Consider the following 17,064-nt stretch of genomic DNA (forward strand, 5'->3'; position numbering starts at 1 on the left):
TCAATATCGTTAGCGAGGCAAACATTTTTTTTGAACTTCATTTCGATGATTGTAAAAGTGTCAAATCGATATTTACAACAGCGGCACGGATGCTTGAAGGTTTATCAGGGCAATGAAATTTTTTTATCCTTCAATTCGATGCTTGTAAAAGCATCATACGAAATGAGGTCGAGGAGCATGAAAAGGCTGACGGGCAAAACGGCATTGGTTACGGGTGCCTCCAAAGGAATCGGCGCCGGTATTGCGAAAAGCTTGGCCAAAGAAGGCGCTTTCGTTATCGTCAACTATTCATCAAGTAAAGAGGCAGCAGATGAAGTCGTTTCAGACATTCAACAGGATGGGGGCAAGGCGATCGCGCTTCAAGGAAACGTTGCAGTGGCTCAAGATGTAAAAGCCTTGTTTATGAAGGTAAAAGAAATCTCGGGCTCGGTTGATGTCCTTGTAAACAATGCCGGCGTGTTCCAATTTGAACCGGTGGAAGAAGTGACGGAAGCGGAGTTCCATCGTCAATTCAACACGAACGTGCTTGGGACCATCCTTGTGATTCAGGAGTCGCTAAACTTTTTTTCCCGCGAAGGCGGAAGCATCATTAACATTAGCTCCATCGCAAGCAAGAACCCGGTTCCGGGTTCGGTGCTCTACGCATCGACGAAGGCTGCCATCGATTCGCTGACGTTAGCGCTCGCGAAGGAACTCGCGCCTCGGAATATCAGGGTAAATATGGTGGCACCAGGTCATACTGAAACAGAAGGAACGCATCGGATTGGTCTGGTTGGCAGCGATCATGCAGAGGCGCTTGCGGCAAGTACCCCCATTGGCAGTCGCTTGGGGCAGCCCGAAGACATTGCACCTGCGGTAGTCTTCCTGGCTTCAGACGATGCTGCGTGGCTGACGGGTGAACGAATCAACGCTTCCGGCGGGATACGCTAATTATTTGTTAATTCGATGAAACGAACTCATTTGGAACCAACAATCGAGAGGAGAATATCAACAATGGCAAATTTAACGGGAAAAGTAGCAATCGTAACCGGCGCATCGAAGGGGATCGGTGCCGGCATCGCAACTGGCTTGGCAGCGGCTGGCGCGGCCGTCGTCGTTAACTACGCGTCCAGCAGGCAGGGTGCTGACCGCGTGGTAGAGGAAATTACCGCGCGAGGCGGCCGGGCCATCGCGGTTCAAGGGGATATGGCCAAGGCCGAGGATGTCGAACGGCTCTTCGAGGAGACCAAAAAGGCGCTCGGGACGCCAAGCATCCTGGTCAACAATGCGGGCATCTTCGAGTTCCAACCGATCGAGGACGTAACGGAAGAGCTGTTCCATCGCCATTACAACATTAACGTGCTTGGACCGATTCTGACGACGCAGCAAGCACTGAAACATTTCCCGGCGGAAGGCGGCAGCATTATCAATATCGGTACGATCGCAAGCAAGAACCCGGTACCGACCTCGATGCTGTATGCTTCGAGCAAAGGCGCGGTAGATACGATGACGGCGGCGCTTGCGAAGGAGCTCGGACCGCGTAATATCCGCGTCAATACGGTTGCTCCGGGCTTCACGGATACGGAGGGCAACGCCGGATTCGTCGCAAGCGAAGCAGGAAGGGCGCTTGCCGCGTCTACCCCGCTGGGCGGTCGTTTCGGACGTCCGGAGGATATTACGCCGACCGTGGTCTTCCTCGCTTCGGATGAAGCAGCGTGGCTGACGGGCGAACGGATCAGCGCTTCGGGCGGCGTGCATTAATTCTCGTCGTATTTTTCGATCGAGGTAACTAGGAATACCCGGAATGATCCGCTGAATCATGGAATGAAAAGGTCGCTTTCCTTTAGGGAAGCGACCTTTTTTAACGTCTTCGTTTTAAAGAACGGCTAAACCTTGCGATCCAAAATAAGGAAGTTTGGTCCAAGCAGCAACCTGCAGATGTCTGAGACTACCGTCTTCATCGATTTGAAATACGGAGATTGTGCCCTGATTCCCATTGAGCGCATAGAAATAACGTCCATCTTTACTTGTTCGAATATCGATCGGAAGCCCTGTTGGGATACCTGGAGGAGTGCTGGGAACGTTACGAATAAAATATGCGGCGCCACTATAGTCGATACGGTAAATCGCTATGGTTCCGCTTAAGGTATTTGAGGTGTAGGCGAATTGTTCATTCCGCGTTGCAGCGACCCAGCATGAAGTTTTTTGGCCATTTGGTACGGATCCGCTGATGACGCTAAGGTTTCCATCGCGGTTCAAGGAATACGAGGAGAGCGCACTGGAGCCTGCTTCTGTAACCAACAAGACGCCAGATGACAGGAAGAGCGAACCGAATGGCAGCGTTCCGCTAGATTCGTTGATTACCGGGCCTATGAGCGAACCATCACGATTCACATTAAATACGCTGAGACCATCCCCGGCATAGGATAGCTCTCCTCCTTCCAATGGGGTTCTAGATAATCGATTCATCGTATTCATCTGCCCGGAAGAAAATGAAAAGAAGTTGATTTCTCCTTCTGCTGTTTTTGCATTCAGGGATTCCGGCACCTGTAAGGGGCTTAATTCGCGCAGTCTTCCAAATAAAGCATAAAGTTCCTGTATTGAGGTAATCTATAACTAACTTGCGTATCGATTTACCCACTCCCTCATGAAAGTTGAGAACAATCATGAAAATTGGTGCAGACCTCAAAGCGAATGAACAAGCGTTCAGGGACATTTTTCTGCATTGTTCGGATGTCAAATTTCGTGAGATTACGATCAACGACCAGCCCAGGCTGCTCATCATTTACACGGACGGCATGGTCGATACGGATATCATCTTGTCGCACGTTCTTAAGCCGCTTCTTTATAACGGGCTGCCGAAAGGCTTGGGGGCGATGGACAGCATGGCCCAGATGTTCGATCAGGAGCTCTTATCCATCCTGGAGACGAAGAAGCTGTCCGATACGACGGCTATTGCCGAGTTGATCATAAAGGGGAACCTCTGCCTGCTGATCGACGGGGAACCGAACGCGCTTATCGCGGATATCCAGCGTTTCGAAACCCGCAGCATCGAGGAGCCTACCGAAGAAACGACGCTCCGGGGCTCCAAGGAAAGCTTTACCGAAAACCTTCGGACCAATACCGCCATGATTCGCCGCATACTCGGGACGCCGAAGCTGAAGATGGAATCGTATACGATCGGCAGCCTGACGCAGACGGAAATCGTCATCAGCTATATTGAAGGCAAGGTTGCCATGGAAGTACTGAAGACCTTGCGCGAGCGGATCGGCAAAATCGAGATGGAGGGCGTTCTCGAGTCGGGCTACATCGAGGAATCGATCGAGGACTTTCATTTCACCCCCTTTCAGCAGTTGGGCAACACGGAACGTCCCGACGTCGCAGCGGCTGAATTACTGGAGGGGAAAGTCGCCATTATCACCAACGGAACGCCGTTCGTCCTTATCGCCCCGGTCACGTTCTGGGGCGGTCTGCAGGCGCCCGATGATTATTACGAGCGGTTCTTGTTCGTTGATTTCAGCCGCTGGATCCGCTTTGCGTTCATTCTCTTCTCGGTGCTCTTCCCGTCCTTGTATATTGCGCTGACCAACTACCATCAGGAAATGGTGCCGCTCAAGCTGATGACGACGATTGCGATGCTGCGCGAGAAATCGCCGTTCCCGACCGTCATTGAAGTGCTGCTGATGGAGCTCATGTTCGAGGGGCTGCGGGAAGCGGGCATCCGCCTGCCGATGCAGATCGGCCCGCTCGTCACCGTCGCCGGGGCGCTCGTCATCGGCGAGGCGGCCGTCCGGGCCGGCATCATCTCGGCGCCGATCGTCATCGTCGTAGCGGCCGCCGGCATCGCCTCCTTCGTCATTCCGCGCTACCGCGCCGGCTATCCGCTGCGGATGCTCCGGTTTCCGCTGCTCATTTTGTCCGGCCTATTCGGCCTGTTCGGGATGGCCGCCGGGATCATCGCGATCCTGATCCATATGATCCATTTGAGCTCCTTCGGCACCCCGTTTTTCAGTCCGGTCGCGCCGCTCGCCTCCCGCAGGCTTAAGGATATTCTGGTGCGGCGGCCGCGCAAGCTTGTCAAAAAGTCCGATCCGGAGGCTGAACCGACATGAGGAGGGCGGGCAAGCTCATGCTGCTGCTGCTGCTGGTCGTGCCGCTTACCGCCTGCTGGAATCTCGAGGAACCCGACGAGCAGGCATTCGTCCTCGGGGCCGGGCTTGATTATACGAAGGAAGGGGAAGTCATGCTCAGCTCCCAGATCGTCATTCCTTCGGGCATCGGCGGCTCGGAAGACGGCGGCACCCAGAAGCAAGACAGCTTTCGCATGATGAAGGCAAACGGCAAGAACGTGTACGACGCGGTGGAAAATCTCCAGAAGCAAATTTCGCGGACGCTCTTCTTTGGCCACCGTCAGACCATCATTATCGGTCACCGGATGGCCGTCCACGGTATCGGCGGTTTTATGGATATTTTCATCCGCAACCCGCAATCGGAGCTGCGCTCCACGATATTCGTGGTGAGAAATTCCGAGGCGAAGGACATTTTTACCATTACGCCGATCTTCGACCCCATCATAACGCCGACGCTGGCGCGGGAGATCAGGTCGATGGGCTTGAAGCCTTACTATTTCCGGGATTTCCTGACGGTATCGATGAGCCAGACGACGCAGCCGCTGGTGCCGCTGATCAGCAAGAATAAACTGCATAAGTACGTGTATGCGGGAGGCGCTATCCTAAACAAGGATGACGACCTGAAGCTGATCGGGTTCCTGGACGCCAGAGAAGCGCAGTATGCGAACTGGATACTCGGCAATCTGAAACGATTCGCCGTCACCGCCCCCGTCAAGAACGGAGACGGCAACGTCAGCGTGAAGATGCGCACGATGAAACATCAGGTTCGCGTGAAACCTTCCGGTTCGCATATAGACGTCGACGTCCATTTAACCGGGAAAGGCATCATCGTCGAAAACAACTCCGACCTGGATCCGACGAAGCGGACGGATCTCATGACGATTCAGAAGACGCTGAGCGAGTCGACTCAGACGGCGATCGCCGAGATGGTCAACAAGGTGCAGAAGCAGTACAAAGCGGATATATTCGCGTTCGGGGAAAACTTCCATCGGCAGCAACCCGTTCGGTGGAAAACGGTAATGCCCAAGTGGAAGGAAACCTTTCCCCGGGTTCATATCACCGTGAAGGTGGACATTCAATGCAAGGACCCGGGCCAGACCAGCTCTTCCTTGAAGAATCATTTTAAAGCCGGCTAAAAGCCTGTGCTGCCGGCCGGACAGGAGGGAGAACGACTCGTGAAGCTGACAGGAATTCAGGTCGTGTGGATCATCGCGACCGCCGAATTGGTCATGGAGGTCTGGCTCCGCATATCGCCCGCGATCGAGGCTGCCAAGCAGGACGCCTGGATGTCGATGCTGCTTGCCGGCCTGATCGGCATCGTCTTGACCTTCCTGGCCGTTCGCGTCAGCATGCTCCATCCCGGCCAGACGCTCGTCAAGTACAGCCAGAAGCTGCTCGGGAAATGGTTCGGCAGAGCGATCGTGCTGCCGTACTTTGCGGCATGGTATATGCTGTCGATCGACGTGCTCCGCTCCTTCACCGATTTTATCCATCTGATCCTGCTCGACCAGACGCCCGTATGGCTGATCGAACTGATCATGGTGATGTTGATGGCCTATATTACGTTTGCCGGCGGCATTACATCCATCGGCCGGTTTTGCGAGATCGCCGGCCCCCTCACCGTCATCACCATGATCTTCACCTTCTTGATGAATGCGGCCAATGTGGATTGGAGCCAGCTGACGCCGGTATTCAACGACGTCGGCTGGAAGCAAGTCGCGAAGGCTTCGGTCGCTCCCGGTTCCTTCTTCGGGGAAACCTTCATGCTGCTTTCGGTCATTGCGTTCATGAAGAAGCCGGAAAAAGCGATGTCGAGATCGATGATCGGCCTATTTATGACCATTTTCGGCGTGTTCGCGGCAACCGCTATGGTATTGCTCGTTTTCGGCCCCAATTTGTCCGCCGAGTTCAGGTTTCCGTATTTTATGATCGTACGGTCCATCAATATTTTAGACTTTATCCAGAACGTCGATATCTTCGTCATCTACATTTGGATTTTCGGCGTGTTTGCGAAGCTGTCGCTCTATTTGTTCCTGACCAGCTACGAAATGTCGAACTGGTTCAATGTCAAGGATTGGCGAAAAATGATTTTGTTCGGAGCGCCGCTCATTTTCGTCTCGGCGATTATGGTTCCGAATCAAACGTGGATCATGATGTTTCAGAAATTATGGCAGGACGCGATTATTCCCATTTGCGGAATCGGGGTTCCTCTTCTGCTTTGGATCCTGTCGGCCGCGAGAAAAAAATCCGTAAACGCGTAAACGCCGCTCCGATATTTTTCATATTCGTTGTTCGGACGTGTCGATCGCGGTCTTCCTTATTCGTTGTCTAAGCGTAAGGCACTTCATACGGGTGAACCGATTCGGCGAAGCAGGCGCCCGTCATTCATAAGGAGGAACAATGATGATGAATATCGAACGGGAAAAGCAGATGAACTTCGGGACGGCTGCAGCCGGCGGCCGGTTATGGACGGCAAGGATCATGAGCTGGATTGTCATTCTGTTCATGCTATTCGATGGAATCGGGAAGATCGCCGGGCTTACGTCCGCGGTAGAAGGCACGCTCGCGCTCGGATTTACGGAACGCCATATGGCGGCAATGGGCATTTTGGGGTTGGTATCGGCTCTATTATGCGCGATTCCCCGCACGTCGTTCATTGGCGGACTCGTGTTGACCGCGTATCTGGGCGGTGCGGTGGCCGCTCAAATTAGAGTGGATGCTCCGCTGTTTACGAACATTCTCTTTCCGGTTTACGTCGCGGTTTTGTTCTGGTGGGCGTTCTGGCTGCGGGACGAGAGGCTGCGCAGACTCCTCTCGTAAGAACGACGCTTGCGCCCGGCCTGAGCTCTTACATAAATTTGCCGATATTGGATAGGATAAGGTTGGCGGTTCCATCATTTGGCGAAAGGGATGTTCAGATGAACAATAATGAAATAACGGATCCCAAACAAGAGGTTAGCCAAGCGAAGCATAAGAACGCTCAGGCGATGAATGAGTCGGGAATCGACTTCATTTGGGGTAGCGACCAAGATGAGCTAGTCGAGGAGCCTAAGAAAGAGGAGTAAGCCCTGAAGTAGAAGGTACGGGCGCAAAAGCGATGGATCTGTTCCATCGCTTTTTTTGCGTTGCAGCGCCGAGTCGCGTTTGGTCTTCTTGCGGTTGATCGACGCTCCTGCTCATTCACCGTCGCTCAAGAAGTGTTGGATTCGTGCTTGGATGGCATCTCGAACGTTCCGGAATTGTGCCATAATCTCTTCTTCGGTTCCTTGCGCTTTCGCAGGATCCTCAAAGCCCCAATGCCATTTGATCACGGTTTTGTTCGTAATTACAGGGCAATGCTCATCGGCGTGTCCGCAAAGCGTAATCACGTAGGTCGCGCGGTTGAGCGTCTCCGAATCGATGACGTTAGAGCTATTGCCGCTGATATCGACGCCGGCTTCCTTCATGACTTGAACGGCACGAGGGTTCAGCCCATGCGCTTCAAGCCCCGCGCTTTTCACTTCGTATTTGTCGCCTCCAAGGGCGGTAAGAAAACCATCGGCGATTTGGCTGCGGCAAGAGTTGCCGGTGCAAAGGAAATAGACGAGCGGTTTGTTCATGATTAATGATCTCCTTTATCCTGAATTCGATTGATTTTTAACACTTTATTTAGGTCTTCTTTGTTCTTCCTTGAACGGAAGAGAGCTTTCATCAGTACTGCGATGAGAACCGTAATTACAACGATAATGCCGATCAGAAACCAACTATTAATGCTGGTTGAATGGATCATGTGAAGCCACAAATACAATCCCGTTAAGGTGATAAAGAGAGTCGGAACGGTAAGGATGATGCCTGTTCTAAAATAATGTCCCCAAGTGATCTTCACGCCTTTGCTCGATAGCACATGCAGCCAGAGCAGGGTGGCAAGCGATCCGATCGGCGTGATTTTTGGGCCTAAATCCGAACCAATCACATTGGCGTATAGGAACGCTTCACGAATTATACCTGTCGGATTTGTACCTTGGATGGCCAGCGCGTCAATCATCACGGTTGGCATATTGTTCATAATCGAAGAAAGGATGGCGGCAATTAAACCGGAACCTACGGCTGCAACGAATAAGCCTTGTTCCCCCGTCCATTTGAATACATCGCCGAGCTCATCCGTCAAGCCAACGTTACGTAGGCCGTATACGACCACATACATGCCGATGGAGAAGACGACAACGGCCCAAGGTGCGCCTTTGACGAGCTTCCAGGCGTGAATTTCTCGGCTTTGACGAGCCAGAATTAAGAAGACGATAGCCGCTGCGCCTGCAATGATAGATACCGGAACCTCGATCAATTCACTCGTCAGATAGGCAATAAGCAAAACTGCCAGGATGACCCACGAGATCTTAAACAACCTCATGTCCTTAATAGCATCGACCGGCCTTTTCAATTGGCCAAGTTCGTATTGCTCAGGAATGCTTCGCCTAAAGAAAAGGAAAAGCACGAGCAAACTGGCCGCAACGGAAAAGAGCGTGGGTACGATCATCCTACTGGCATATTCAGCAAACCCTATACCGAAAAAATCCGAAGAAACAATATTCACAAGGTTGCTGACGACGAGTGGAAGGGATGCCGTATCGGAAATAAATCCGCTTGCCATAATGAAGGGGAGAATCATACGATCATCAAACTTAAGTGCCCTTACCATCGCCAATACGATCGGCGTCAAAATAAGGGCCGCCCCGTCATTGGCGAAGAACGCGGCGACCGCTGCTCCAAGCAAGATAACGTACACAAACATGAGTTTGCCATTTCCTTTGGCGAAACGGGCCATGTGGAGCGCTGCCCATTCAAAAAAACCAATCTCATCAAGAATGAGTGAGATTAAAATAATGGCTACGAATGTAAAGGTGGCGTTCCATACGATTTGAGTTACATCCCATACGTCATGAAAATCAACGACACCACAAAGCAGGGCAACGACCGCGCCACCGCATGCGGACCAACCGATAGCAAGGCCTTTCGGCTGCCAGATCACGAATACTAACGTGACCAGAAAGATAATCGATGCAAGTGCTAGCATAATGCCTCCTGCATCAAGTACAACCTTGTGATTTAAAAGCATCGATCTTTTCTTGCATCGATGGAAGTTGATCGATCACCTGCTTCAAATAAGGCTTATCGTCCAGATTCAAGGAGTAATAAACCCACTGACTCCGCCGTTCTTCATGGATAAGGCCACCGGTCTTTAGCTTTTTCAAGTGCTGGCTGGCATTCGGCTGCGTCGTCTCCAATAAATCAACGATGTCGCAGACGCACATTTCCCTATGGCGGAGCAAAGCCATGATGGTTAGTCTGGTTCTATCAGAGAGAAGCTTAAGGGAATCGGACATTTCCTCAATGGTTTGCAAATAAGTCGGACCACCTTTCCTCACGTTAGCGATTAATCCAGCTACTTTGTATTATACTTGCCCTATGATATAAGTAAATGATTATATTAGTGAGTAGTGATGTTGCAGTTAAATCAAATATTTTTGATATTCTCTTGATTTTCCATTTTCTCCATGCTACGCTAGCTCCATCAAGAAATTTTGATGAATGGGGCGGTGACCGGATGTTGAATCATTACGCGATCGAAAAGCTGATGAAGCTGCAACAGAATGAATTGGAGCAACGTGCAAGACAGGCATGGAAGCGGGAAAAATCGAGCACGAATGCGGAAGCGGCCCGTAGGGAACGCATCTTCAAGCAGACGACACTAGCTTGCTGTCCGGTGTGCTGCTAACGGGAGGCGATTTCGATGATAAAAGAAATTCCGGTCAACTTCGCTCCCGGCGAAGCAGTTGATTTTGCAGCCTACGAAGCCAAATTCAAGGCGTTATCCGATCAAAAGAGGCTGCAAATCATGTACGAACTGACCCAGAAGGGCAGTGTGTGCGTGTGCGATCTAGCGGAGATCGTGGCTATGTCCCAATCCAAACTATCGTATCATTTGAAGATTCTGCTCGACGCCGGACTCATCACACGCGAGACGAAAGGCACCTGGAGCTACTACGAGCTGAACCAGGCCGAGGTGAACCGCCTGCTGTCGCCCGAACTGTGCTGTGTATTCCGTAAAGCGGAGGAGCGTCCAAACGACTGCTGTTCATAAGCCCGCGCCGTGGGTTTTATATTGTCCTCTATATCAAAATAACTTGATTTAAGGAGAGATGAAAATGAGTCAGGTTCAAAACGACCAGGTACGTCAACATGTGCGCAATCGATATAAGGAAATCGCCACCCAAGACAGCAATAATTCAAACTGCTGCTCGCCTTCTTCGGCGGGCTCGGGCTGCTGCGGCAGCGTCGATGACGTTGCGGCTAAACTCGGCTATTCAAGCGAAGAGCTCGCGGCGGCGCCTCAAGGCGCAAATCTCGGGCTGGGATGCGGGAACCCGCAAGCCATTGCTTCCATTGCGCCCGGGGAAACGGTCCTCGATCTGGGGAGCGGCGCAGGGTTCGATTGTTTTCTTGCCTCGCTACAAACGGGGGAGACCGGCCGAGTGTACGGGGTCGATATGACGCCCGAGATGGTGAGCCGCGCACGCGGGAACGCCGTGACGAACGGGTATGCGAATGTCGAGTTCCGCCTTGGCGAAATTGAACATTTGCCGATTGCGGATTCGTCCATCGATGTCATCATCTCGAATTGCGTCATTAATTTGTCTCCCGATAAGCAGCAGGTGTTCAATGAAGCCCACCGCGTATTGAAGAAAGGCGGGAGACTCGCCATATCGGACATCGTGACGACCACGGAGCTGCCGGCAGAGGTAAAGGGGAATTTGGACGCCTTAGCGAGCTGTATTTCCGGGGCTTCAACCGTGGAAGAGGTTCAAGCCATGCTGCGCGCGAGCGGCTTTATCGACATCGTTGTCGAACCTAAAGACGATTCCCGGTCATTCATTAAAGATTGGGTTCCGGGCGCGAATATCGCAGATTATATTCAATCAGCTGTCATTCAGGCAACGAAGGAAGGAATTAAACCGCAATCATGAAACCATGCAACAAAATGCGCGATTGAACAGCCGTTTTCCAAGTTGGAAACGGCTTTTTTGCGTTAAAGCGGCGCAAGTTTATCGATTTACCGATCGCCATAAGGCCTCTAACTTGTATATAATGAACGAAAGAAACGAAACAGGGACTGGCTGTACGGGAGAAGCGAACGACGGGGCAATGGTAGATTGACAAGCTGAAAAAACGACAGGCTGCATAGGTAAGATCCTAACTTGGCGGAGGAACCAAGCATGACCAACATGTTGCGTTTTTTGGGGAAATACAGGGTTGCGGCCGGAATGGCTGTCGTCATGGTGCTGGTTGAGCTGGCAGTGGAGCTGATTCAGCCTTATCTCATTTCGGTCATTATTGATGAAGGTATTTCGCAAAAGGATACGTCGGTGGTGCTGCTGTGGGGCGGAATCTTGGTAGGCGGCTCGGCTGCCGCATTCCTCGCCGGTATTCTGAGCTCGTTTTTTGCCTCGCATGCCAGTCAGGGGTTTGCGTTCGATGTTCGGGAAGCTCTTTACACCAAGGTGCAGGAATTCGCCTATCCGGTTTTTAATCGCTTTGCTACCTCATCCCTCATCACCCGGCTAACGAATGATGTGACGCAGCTTCAGGATACGGTATTCATGGGACTGCGGTTTATGCTGCGCATGCCGCTTGTTGTCATCGGGAGCATCATTATGGCGCTAGTCGTGCATGTGCAGCTGGGATTCCTGCTTACCCTGACCGTTCCCGCACTGCTCGTATTCGTCATCTGGATTATGAAGCGGGCTTCCGTATTATTCAAAACCGTCCAAATGAGACTGGATACGCTGAACCGCGTGATGCAGGAAAATCTGTCCGGCATGCGGCTGATCCGCGTGTTCGTCCGGCGTGCGGAAGAAGCGAGCCGGTTTGCGCGGCTGAGCCGGGAATTAATGAAGAGCACGGTCTCCGCCTTGCGTCTGACGGAGATTACGATGCCTTTTATCCTGCTGATCATGAACGCGGGCATTATTGCCGTGCTGTGGTTTGGGCAGCGGCAAATCAGCATGGGGACCGCGACGGCGGGCGAAGTGGTGGCGGTCGTGAATTATTCGCTTCGCACGGCGGGCGCCCTGTCGGCCTTCTCCATGATTGTGGCGGCCTTCTCCAGAGCCCGCGCGTCTGCCCAGCGGGTCGATGAAGCGCTTCACACGGACAGCGAGGCGCCGGTGAGGTCAGGCCGAAATCCCGAAGGAACGTGTGAAGGGGGGATTGAATTCGATCAGGTTTCCTTCCAATACCCGCACTCGGAGGCGCGCGTGCTGACGGATATTAGCTTCAAGGTCCGTCCGGGTGAAACCGTGGCGATCTTGGGGGCTACAGGCTCGGGCAAATCCTCGCTGATGCAGCTTGTGCTGCGGCTGTACGAGGAAACCGCCGGGGTTGTGCGCATCGACGGTCGGGATGCCCGCGAGCTGGATCTGGACGATTTGCACCGCTCTATCGGCTATGTCTCCCAGGAGGTGCTGCTGTTCTCGGGCACGATACGCGATAATATCGCTTGGGGCTTGGAGGATGCCAGTATGGAGCAGGTGATGGAAGCGGCTAGGCTGGCGCAAATTCACGAGACGATCGAGAAGCTGCCGGATCGGTACGATACCCTTCTCGGACAGCGGGGCATCAATCTCTCCGGAGGGCAGAAGCAACGGCTGTCCATCGCCCGCGCCTTGATCCGCAAGCCGGCTATTCTGCTGCTGGATGACAGCACCAGCGCGCTTGATACCCGAACGGAAGCGGCATTGCTGCAGGCGCTCAAGGGCATGTCCTGCACGACGCTTCTGATTACGCAGAAGATCAGCTCCACGATCGGGGCGGATTTGATTCTGCTGCTGGACGAGGGCAGTCTCATCGCGCAAGGAACCCACGGGCAGCTGATGGCCGGCGATGGCTTGTACCGGCGAATTTACGAATCCCAAATCGGGAAGGAGCGGGCAGCGTATGTGGAAAGCTATAAGTGAGCCCTTCCGGTATCCCGGGCCGTCCGTGAAAGATGCCGCTCCGGTTGCTTCTCCAACGGGCAAGCGGGCCAAGTCCCAGGCCAAGGATTGGCAGGGAACGCTCAAGCGGATCTGGCAGTATCTGTCCCGCCGGAGAGGCAGGCTGTTGCTCGTCATGCTGCTGGTTATCGGAAGCTGCGGGCTCACGCTGCTCGGTCCGTATCTGATCGGCATGGCGATCGACGATTATCTGGAGGGACCGGGCGGCCGGCCATGGCTGCTGTTTCTGCTCGGATTGACTAGCGTCTATGTGCTTCAGTCCCTTGTGGGTTGGCTGCAAAATATCTGGATGATTCAGATCGCCCAGGAAACCGTTCTGAGGATGCGCACCGATCTCTTCGCGCAGCTGCATCGCCTGCCGATCCCGTTCTTCGGGAAGAACCGGCAGGGCGATCTCATGAGCCGCATGACCAACGATATCGACAGCGTGAGCTCTACGCTCAACAGCTCGGCGATCCAGCTGTTATCCAGCGTGCTCATGCTGGCGGGCACGGTCGTCGTCATGCTGCTGCTCAGTCCGCTGCTTACGCTGCTGACCTTCTTGGTAGTTCCGTTGATGGCGCTCGGCATGCGGTGGATTACGCGGCGGACGGGCGCGCTATTCAAGGAGCGTCAGCGCAATTTGGGCGAATTGAACGGGTTCGTGGAAGAGACGCTGTCCGGTCAGCGGATTATCAAAGCGTTCTCCCAGGAAGAGCGGGTCATTCAAGTGTTCCATGAACACAATGCGCGCATCAAGCATTCAGGCTTCTGGGCGCAGACCATATCGGGCTTCATTCCCAAATTAATGAACGGTCTCAACAATCTGAGCTTTGCGATTATTGCCTGCGTCGGCGGACTATTGGCCATCCGAGGGGCGATAACCGTTGGCGTCATCGTCGTTTTCGTCGAGTACGCCCGGCAGTTTACCAGACCGCTTAACGATCTGGCCAACCAGTGGAATACCCTCTTGTCCGCCATCGCAGGGGCAGAACGGGTATTCGAAATCGTGGATGAACCGGAAGAAGAGGCGGACGAGAGTGCGGCGGTCGCGCTTGATACCGTGGCGGGCGGAATCGTCTTCCATAAGGTATCCTTCGCTTACGAGGCGGGAGGAAGCACGCTTAAGGAGATCAGCTTTGAGGCGAAGCCCGGTGAAACGATCGCGATCATCGGTCCTACTGGAGCCGGGAAGACGTCGCTTATTCAGCTGCTCTCCCGTTTCTATGATGCGCATGCGGGGACGATCACGCTGGACGGACGGGATCTCCGGACGATCCGGCGGGAAAGCCTCCGCTCCCATATGGCATTCGTGCTGCAGGATTCCTTTTTGTTTGAAGGAACGATCCGCGACAATATACGGTACGGCAAGCTTGAAGCCACCGACAGCCAGGTGGAAGAGGCCGCCAGGCTCGCCAATGCCCATTCATTCATTATGCGGCTGTCCGGCGGATATGACCGGGTACTGGCTGCCGATGGCAGCGGCATCAGTCAGGGACAGCGGCAGCTGCTTGCCATCGCGCGCGCCATTCTGGCCGATCCGGCCATTCTCGTGCTGGACGAGGCGACGAGCAGCATCGATACCGTGTCCGAAATCAAGATCCAAGAGGGCTTGAAGCGGTTAATGGAGGGACGAACGAGCTTCGTCATTGCCCACAGGCTGAACACGATCCGCGAGGCCGACCGCATTCTGGTGCTTAAGGATGGACGTTTAGTAGAACAGGGGCCGCATGAAGAGCTGTTGGACAAGCAGGGGCTGTATAGCGAACTGTATCATGGCCAGCTGGAGCGATAACCGGTGCAGGCGGCAGTAAGGGATGAAGGTTATTGGCTATATGACGCTCGGGAGTGCCCGTTAATTGATCGGCACCTTGAAAAAGACCACGATTGCAACGGCAAACAGGATGGAAATCAGATACGCCTGCAAGGGTCGGGAGAAATGCAACCGAAGCAACGGGAACATGATCATATTGAATACAACCGAATAAAACAGATTCCACCCGTTAAAATATCGGATCGCGTCTAAAAAAATATAGAGGACTTCGTCCACCCGTTAAAATATCGGATCGCGTCTAAAAAAATATAGAGGACTTCGATCGCGGAATAAATGACGACCCACAATGCCATCCAGCGTATGGATTTCATGACTCCCTTCGGGAAGGACCCCAGGTAGATCAGCGACGTAGTTGCAAAGCAGATCAAACAGCATAGTTCGACACCGATATAACTAGGAATCGGATGCCACGGCTGATGCTGCCATAACGGATAATTGCATGTTAGACGCAGATAAAAAACGTTCCCCAATAAGAAAAACAAGAGGGTTGAATGATAGGTTTGCCAATGCCGCCAATCTCCCCAGCGCCATGCCGCAAGTATGAAAAATACGTCCAAAGCGATAAACGGCATTTGATCCTACCCCGAATTGTTGAAAGTGTCGTGTACCTGTTATAGTAATTCTCCAATCCATTCGTATGTATACGCGTGTCTTAGTTACAATGCATGCACGTAACGGTTAGCCCGACAAATGAAAACAAACCGTTATGCGGATTAGCATGCGTCGAGATTAACCTAGCGGTGAAGGCATGCAGCTACAAGAACCCATTCGTAAAATACGAATGGGTTTTTGTTGATAGCGCGTGACGATCTCCGCCGCCCGGCAATAGCACGCGAGGCGGCGGGTTAGTTGATGTTTATTTGTTCACCTTGTAGAGGCTGACGCCGATCTTGGTTGGTGCTTTTTGTATTCCTCTCCCCATAACATGACGGCGTCAAGAATGGGTTTGAGCTGCATGCCGATATCGCTCAAAGCATATTCCACCTTCGGCGGTATTTGGGAATAGACGGTTCGCTCTATAATGCCGTATTCCTCCAGTATTCGCAACTGCTTAGTCAATGTCGCATGCGTAATGTCTGGAAATAAGCGTTGAATTTCATTAAAGCGCATGGTTTTTTCACTCAAAAACAAAATAATCAGCATCGACCATTTGCCCGATAAAATTTTTTGAGCACTGGTGAAACCGCATTCCTCCAGCATTTCATTAGTATATGGCATCATCGCCACCTCTTTCGCTTAGTATCCAATGACATACTTACGCTCTAGTTATAGCGTAGAAACGCAGGAACAACGTTCTTATAATACGATTATACGATAGAAAACTATCCTATGATATTCTTTTTGAACAACAAACAAGGGAGAGTGCGGATATGGCTAGTAAGAGAGAAATCAGCAAAGAACAGGTGTTGGCAGCCTTGCAGAACAGACATGCGACAAAAGCGTTTGACTCGGAACGGTTAATAAGCGACTTGGATGCTTCGTATATTTTGGAAGCCGGCAGATTATCGCCAAGCTCCGTCGGCCTTGAGCCGTGGAAATTCGTCGTGGTGCAGCATCGCCGACTCAGAGACAAGCTCAAGCCGTTTGCGCCTGGAGCAGAGAGACAACTGGACACTGCCAGCCATTTTGTTATTATTTTGGCCAGAACGAATGTTCAGTATAATTCCCCTTATGTGCTGGATCATATGAGACAAGTACAGCAAATGCCGGAGGAGGTTGTACACTATATATCCGGTGCTTTGAAGGATGCTCAACAAGCGCGCGGCATGCTGGACGATGAGCGGCTGCGGTACGAGTGGTCCGCGAAGCAAGCCTACATCGCATTGGGCAATATGATGACAGCCGCAGCGTTAATCGGCATTGATTCATGCCCGATGGAGGGATTCGATTATGCGGAAGTCGACCGCATACTGGCAGATGAAGGCTTGTTGGAGAACGGAAACTTTCAAAGCGCCGTTATGTTGGCGTTAGGCTACCGGAAAGAAGAGCCGCATCGTGCCAAAATGAGAAGTGATATGGAAAAGCTTGTAGCATGGCGATGATAAAAAAGCAGCCCATCCTCCAGGGATGAGGCTGCTTTTGCATGCGATCGGCAAACGCTCTTTAGTCGGAT

General features: G+C 52.6%; 17 protein-coding genes. 12 read left to right on the forward strand and 5 right to left on the reverse strand.

From position 1 onward, the window contains the following. The first annotated feature begins 177 nt into the window (after nt 1-177). Nucleotides 178-930, forward strand: coding sequence for an SDR family NAD(P)-dependent oxidoreductase (locus tag I8J29_RS05510; protein WP_208846652.1), 753 nt, complete (start codon nt 178-180; stop codon nt 928-930). A gap of 63 nt (nt 931-993) precedes the next feature. Next, nucleotides 994-1,740: an SDR family NAD(P)-dependent oxidoreductase gene (locus I8J29_RS05515; RefSeq protein ID WP_208846653.1), complete on the forward strand. Its 747-nt coding sequence runs from the start codon at nt 994-996 to the stop codon at nt 1,738-1,740. Between the two features lie 114 nt (nt 1,741-1,854). On the opposite strand, the gene I8J29_RS05520 is transcribed toward I8J29_RS05515, so the two are convergent. Further along, nucleotides 1,855-2,526, reverse strand: coding sequence for a beta-propeller fold lactonase family protein (locus I8J29_RS05520; RefSeq protein WP_338113055.1), 672 nt, complete (start codon nt 2,524-2,526; stop codon nt 1,855-1,857). Between the two features lie 119 nt (nt 2,527-2,645). Between I8J29_RS05520 and I8J29_RS05525 the strand changes: the two genes are divergently transcribed. From I8J29_RS05525 to I8J29_RS05540, 4 genes are all read left to right on the forward strand, one after another. Further along, the gene (locus tag I8J29_RS05525; protein ID WP_208846654.1) at nt 2,646-4,091 is read left to right on the forward strand and encodes a spore germination protein; all 1,446 of its coding nucleotides are present in this window, start codon (nt 2,646-2,648) and stop codon (nt 4,089-4,091) included. Next, entirely contained in the window at nt 4,088-5,245 is a 1,158-nt protein-coding gene (locus I8J29_RS05530; protein ID WP_208846655.1) for a Ger(x)C family spore germination protein, read from the forward strand. Before I8J29_RS05525 ends, I8J29_RS05530 begins: the two co-directional genes overlap by 4 nt. Before the next feature lie 39 nt (nt 5,246-5,284). After that, nucleotides 5,285-6,370, forward strand: coding sequence for a GerAB/ArcD/ProY family transporter (locus I8J29_RS05535; RefSeq protein WP_208846656.1), 1,086 nt, complete (start codon nt 5,285-5,287; stop codon nt 6,368-6,370). 139 nt (nt 6,371-6,509) lie between these two features. After that, nucleotides 6,510-6,929 (forward strand): DoxX family protein, encoded by a 420-nt coding sequence (locus I8J29_RS05540; RefSeq protein WP_240545904.1) that lies wholly within the window; start codon nt 6,510-6,512, stop codon nt 6,927-6,929. 356 nt (nt 6,930-7,285) lie between these two features. On the opposite strand, the gene arsC is transcribed toward I8J29_RS05540, so the two are convergent. From arsC to I8J29_RS05555, 3 genes are read right to left on the reverse strand one after another with little or no spacing between them, the layout of a single operon-like run. Beyond that, nucleotides 7,286-7,708 (reverse strand): arsenate reductase (thioredoxin), encoded by a 423-nt coding sequence (gene arsC, locus I8J29_RS05545; RefSeq protein ID WP_208846657.1) that lies wholly within the window; start codon nt 7,706-7,708, stop codon nt 7,286-7,288. Between the two features lie 2 nt (nt 7,709-7,710). Then, on the reverse strand, nt 7,711-9,159 hold the full coding sequence (locus I8J29_RS05550) for an arsenic transporter (RefSeq protein ID WP_208846658.1): 1,449 nt from the start codon (nt 9,157-9,159) through the stop codon (nt 7,711-7,713). Between the two features lie 13 nt (nt 9,160-9,172). Continuing rightward, complete coding sequence (locus tag I8J29_RS05555) at nt 9,173-9,487, reverse strand: ArsR/SmtB family transcription factor (RefSeq protein WP_208846659.1); 315 nt, start codon at nt 9,485-9,487, stop codon at nt 9,173-9,175. A 77-nt stretch (nt 9,488-9,564) separates the two neighbouring features. Here I8J29_RS05555 and I8J29_RS05560 point away from each other — a divergent pair, with 77 nt between their 5' ends. The 5 genes from I8J29_RS05560 (at nt 9,565) to I8J29_RS05580 (ending at nt 14,912) form a co-directional block, all read left to right on the forward strand. Next, nucleotides 9,565-9,861 carry a hypothetical protein gene (locus tag I8J29_RS05560; protein WP_208846660.1) on the forward strand — a complete coding sequence of 99 codons (297 nt, stop codon included), beginning with the start codon at nt 9,565-9,567 and terminating at the stop codon, nt 9,859-9,861. 15 nt (nt 9,862-9,876) lie between these two features. Further along, nucleotides 9,877-10,227 (forward strand): ArsR/SmtB family transcription factor, encoded by a 351-nt coding sequence (locus tag I8J29_RS05565; protein WP_208846661.1) that lies wholly within the window; start codon nt 9,877-9,879, stop codon nt 10,225-10,227. A gap of 64 nt (nt 10,228-10,291) precedes the next feature. Further along, on the forward strand, nt 10,292-11,110 hold the full coding sequence (locus I8J29_RS05570; RefSeq protein ID WP_208846662.1) for an arsenite methyltransferase: 819 nt from the start codon (nt 10,292-10,294) through the stop codon (nt 11,108-11,110). Nucleotides 11,111-11,359: 249 nt separating this feature from the next. Then, entirely contained in the window at nt 11,360-13,099 is a 1,740-nt protein-coding gene (locus I8J29_RS05575; protein ID WP_208846663.1) for an ABC transporter ATP-binding protein, read from the forward strand. Further along, nucleotides 13,080-14,912 (forward strand): ABC transporter ATP-binding protein, encoded by a 1,833-nt coding sequence (locus I8J29_RS05580; protein ID WP_208846664.1) that lies wholly within the window; start codon nt 13,080-13,082, stop codon nt 14,910-14,912. The genes I8J29_RS05575 and I8J29_RS05580 overlap by 20 nt, the downstream gene beginning before the upstream one ends. A gap of 903 nt (nt 14,913-15,815) precedes the next feature. Here I8J29_RS05580 and I8J29_RS05585 read toward each other — a convergent pair. Next, the gene (locus I8J29_RS05585) at nt 15,816-16,172 is read right to left on the reverse strand and encodes a winged helix-turn-helix transcriptional regulator (RefSeq protein ID WP_276316248.1); all 357 of its coding nucleotides are present in this window, start codon (nt 16,170-16,172) and stop codon (nt 15,816-15,818) included. Between the two features lie 149 nt (nt 16,173-16,321). On the opposite strand from I8J29_RS05585, the gene I8J29_RS05590 reads away from it, so the two are divergent. Further along, a complete protein-coding gene (locus I8J29_RS05590) occupies nt 16,322-16,993 on the forward strand; it encodes an NAD(P)H-dependent oxidoreductase (protein WP_208846665.1) in 672 nt (223 codons plus the stop codon). Nucleotides 16,994-17,064: the final 71 nt, after the last annotated feature.

The sequence above is a fragment of the Paenibacillus artemisiicola genome (assembly GCF_017652985.1).
Classification (GTDB): Bacteria; Bacillota; Bacilli; order Paenibacillales; family Paenibacillaceae; genus Paenibacillus_Z; species Paenibacillus_Z artemisiicola.

Bases quoted from the DNA above. Each gene is read 5' to 3' on its own strand.
- I8J29_RS05530 (WP_208846655.1), top strand. From the start codon at position 4,088: ATGAGGAGGGCGGGCAAGCTCATGCTGCTGCTGCTGCTGGTCGTGCCG.
- I8J29_RS05560 (WP_208846660.1), top strand. From the start codon at position 9,565: ATGATTATATTAGTGAGTAGTGATGTTGCAGTTAAATCAAATATTTTT.
- I8J29_RS05540 (WP_240545904.1), top strand. From the start codon at position 6,510: ATGATGATGAATATCGAACGGGAAAAGCAGATGAACTTCGGGACGGCT.
- I8J29_RS05590 (WP_208846665.1), top strand. From the start codon at position 16,322: ATGGCTAGTAAGAGAGAAATCAGCAAAGAACAGGTGTTGGCAGCCTTG.
- I8J29_RS05575 (WP_208846663.1), top strand. From the start codon at position 11,360: ATGACCAACATGTTGCGTTTTTTGGGGAAATACAGGGTTGCGGCCGGA.
- I8J29_RS05510 (WP_208846652.1), top strand. From the start codon at position 178: ATGAAAAGGCTGACGGGCAAAACGGCATTGGTTACGGGTGCCTCCAAA.
- I8J29_RS05525 (WP_208846654.1), top strand. From the start codon at position 2,646: ATGAAAATTGGTGCAGACCTCAAAGCGAATGAACAAGCGTTCAGGGAC.
- arsC (WP_208846657.1), bottom strand. From the start codon at position 7,708: ATGAACAAACCGCTCGTCTATTTCCTTTGCACCGGCAACTCTTGCCGC.
- I8J29_RS05585 (WP_276316248.1), bottom strand. From the start codon at position 16,172: ATGATGCCATATACTAATGAAATGCTGGAGGAATGCGGTTTCACCAGT.
- I8J29_RS05580 (WP_208846664.1), top strand. From the start codon at position 13,080: ATGTGGAAAGCTATAAGTGAGCCCTTCCGGTATCCCGGGCCGTCCGTG.
- I8J29_RS05565 (WP_208846661.1), top strand. From the start codon at position 9,877: ATGATAAAAGAAATTCCGGTCAACTTCGCTCCCGGCGAAGCAGTTGAT.
- I8J29_RS05570 (WP_208846662.1), top strand. From the start codon at position 10,292: ATGAGTCAGGTTCAAAACGACCAGGTACGTCAACATGTGCGCAATCGA.
- I8J29_RS05550 (WP_208846658.1), bottom strand. From the start codon at position 9,159: ATGCTAGCACTTGCATCGATTATCTTTCTGGTCACGTTAGTATTCGTG.
- I8J29_RS05515 (WP_208846653.1), top strand. From the start codon at position 994: ATGGCAAATTTAACGGGAAAAGTAGCAATCGTAACCGGCGCATCGAAG.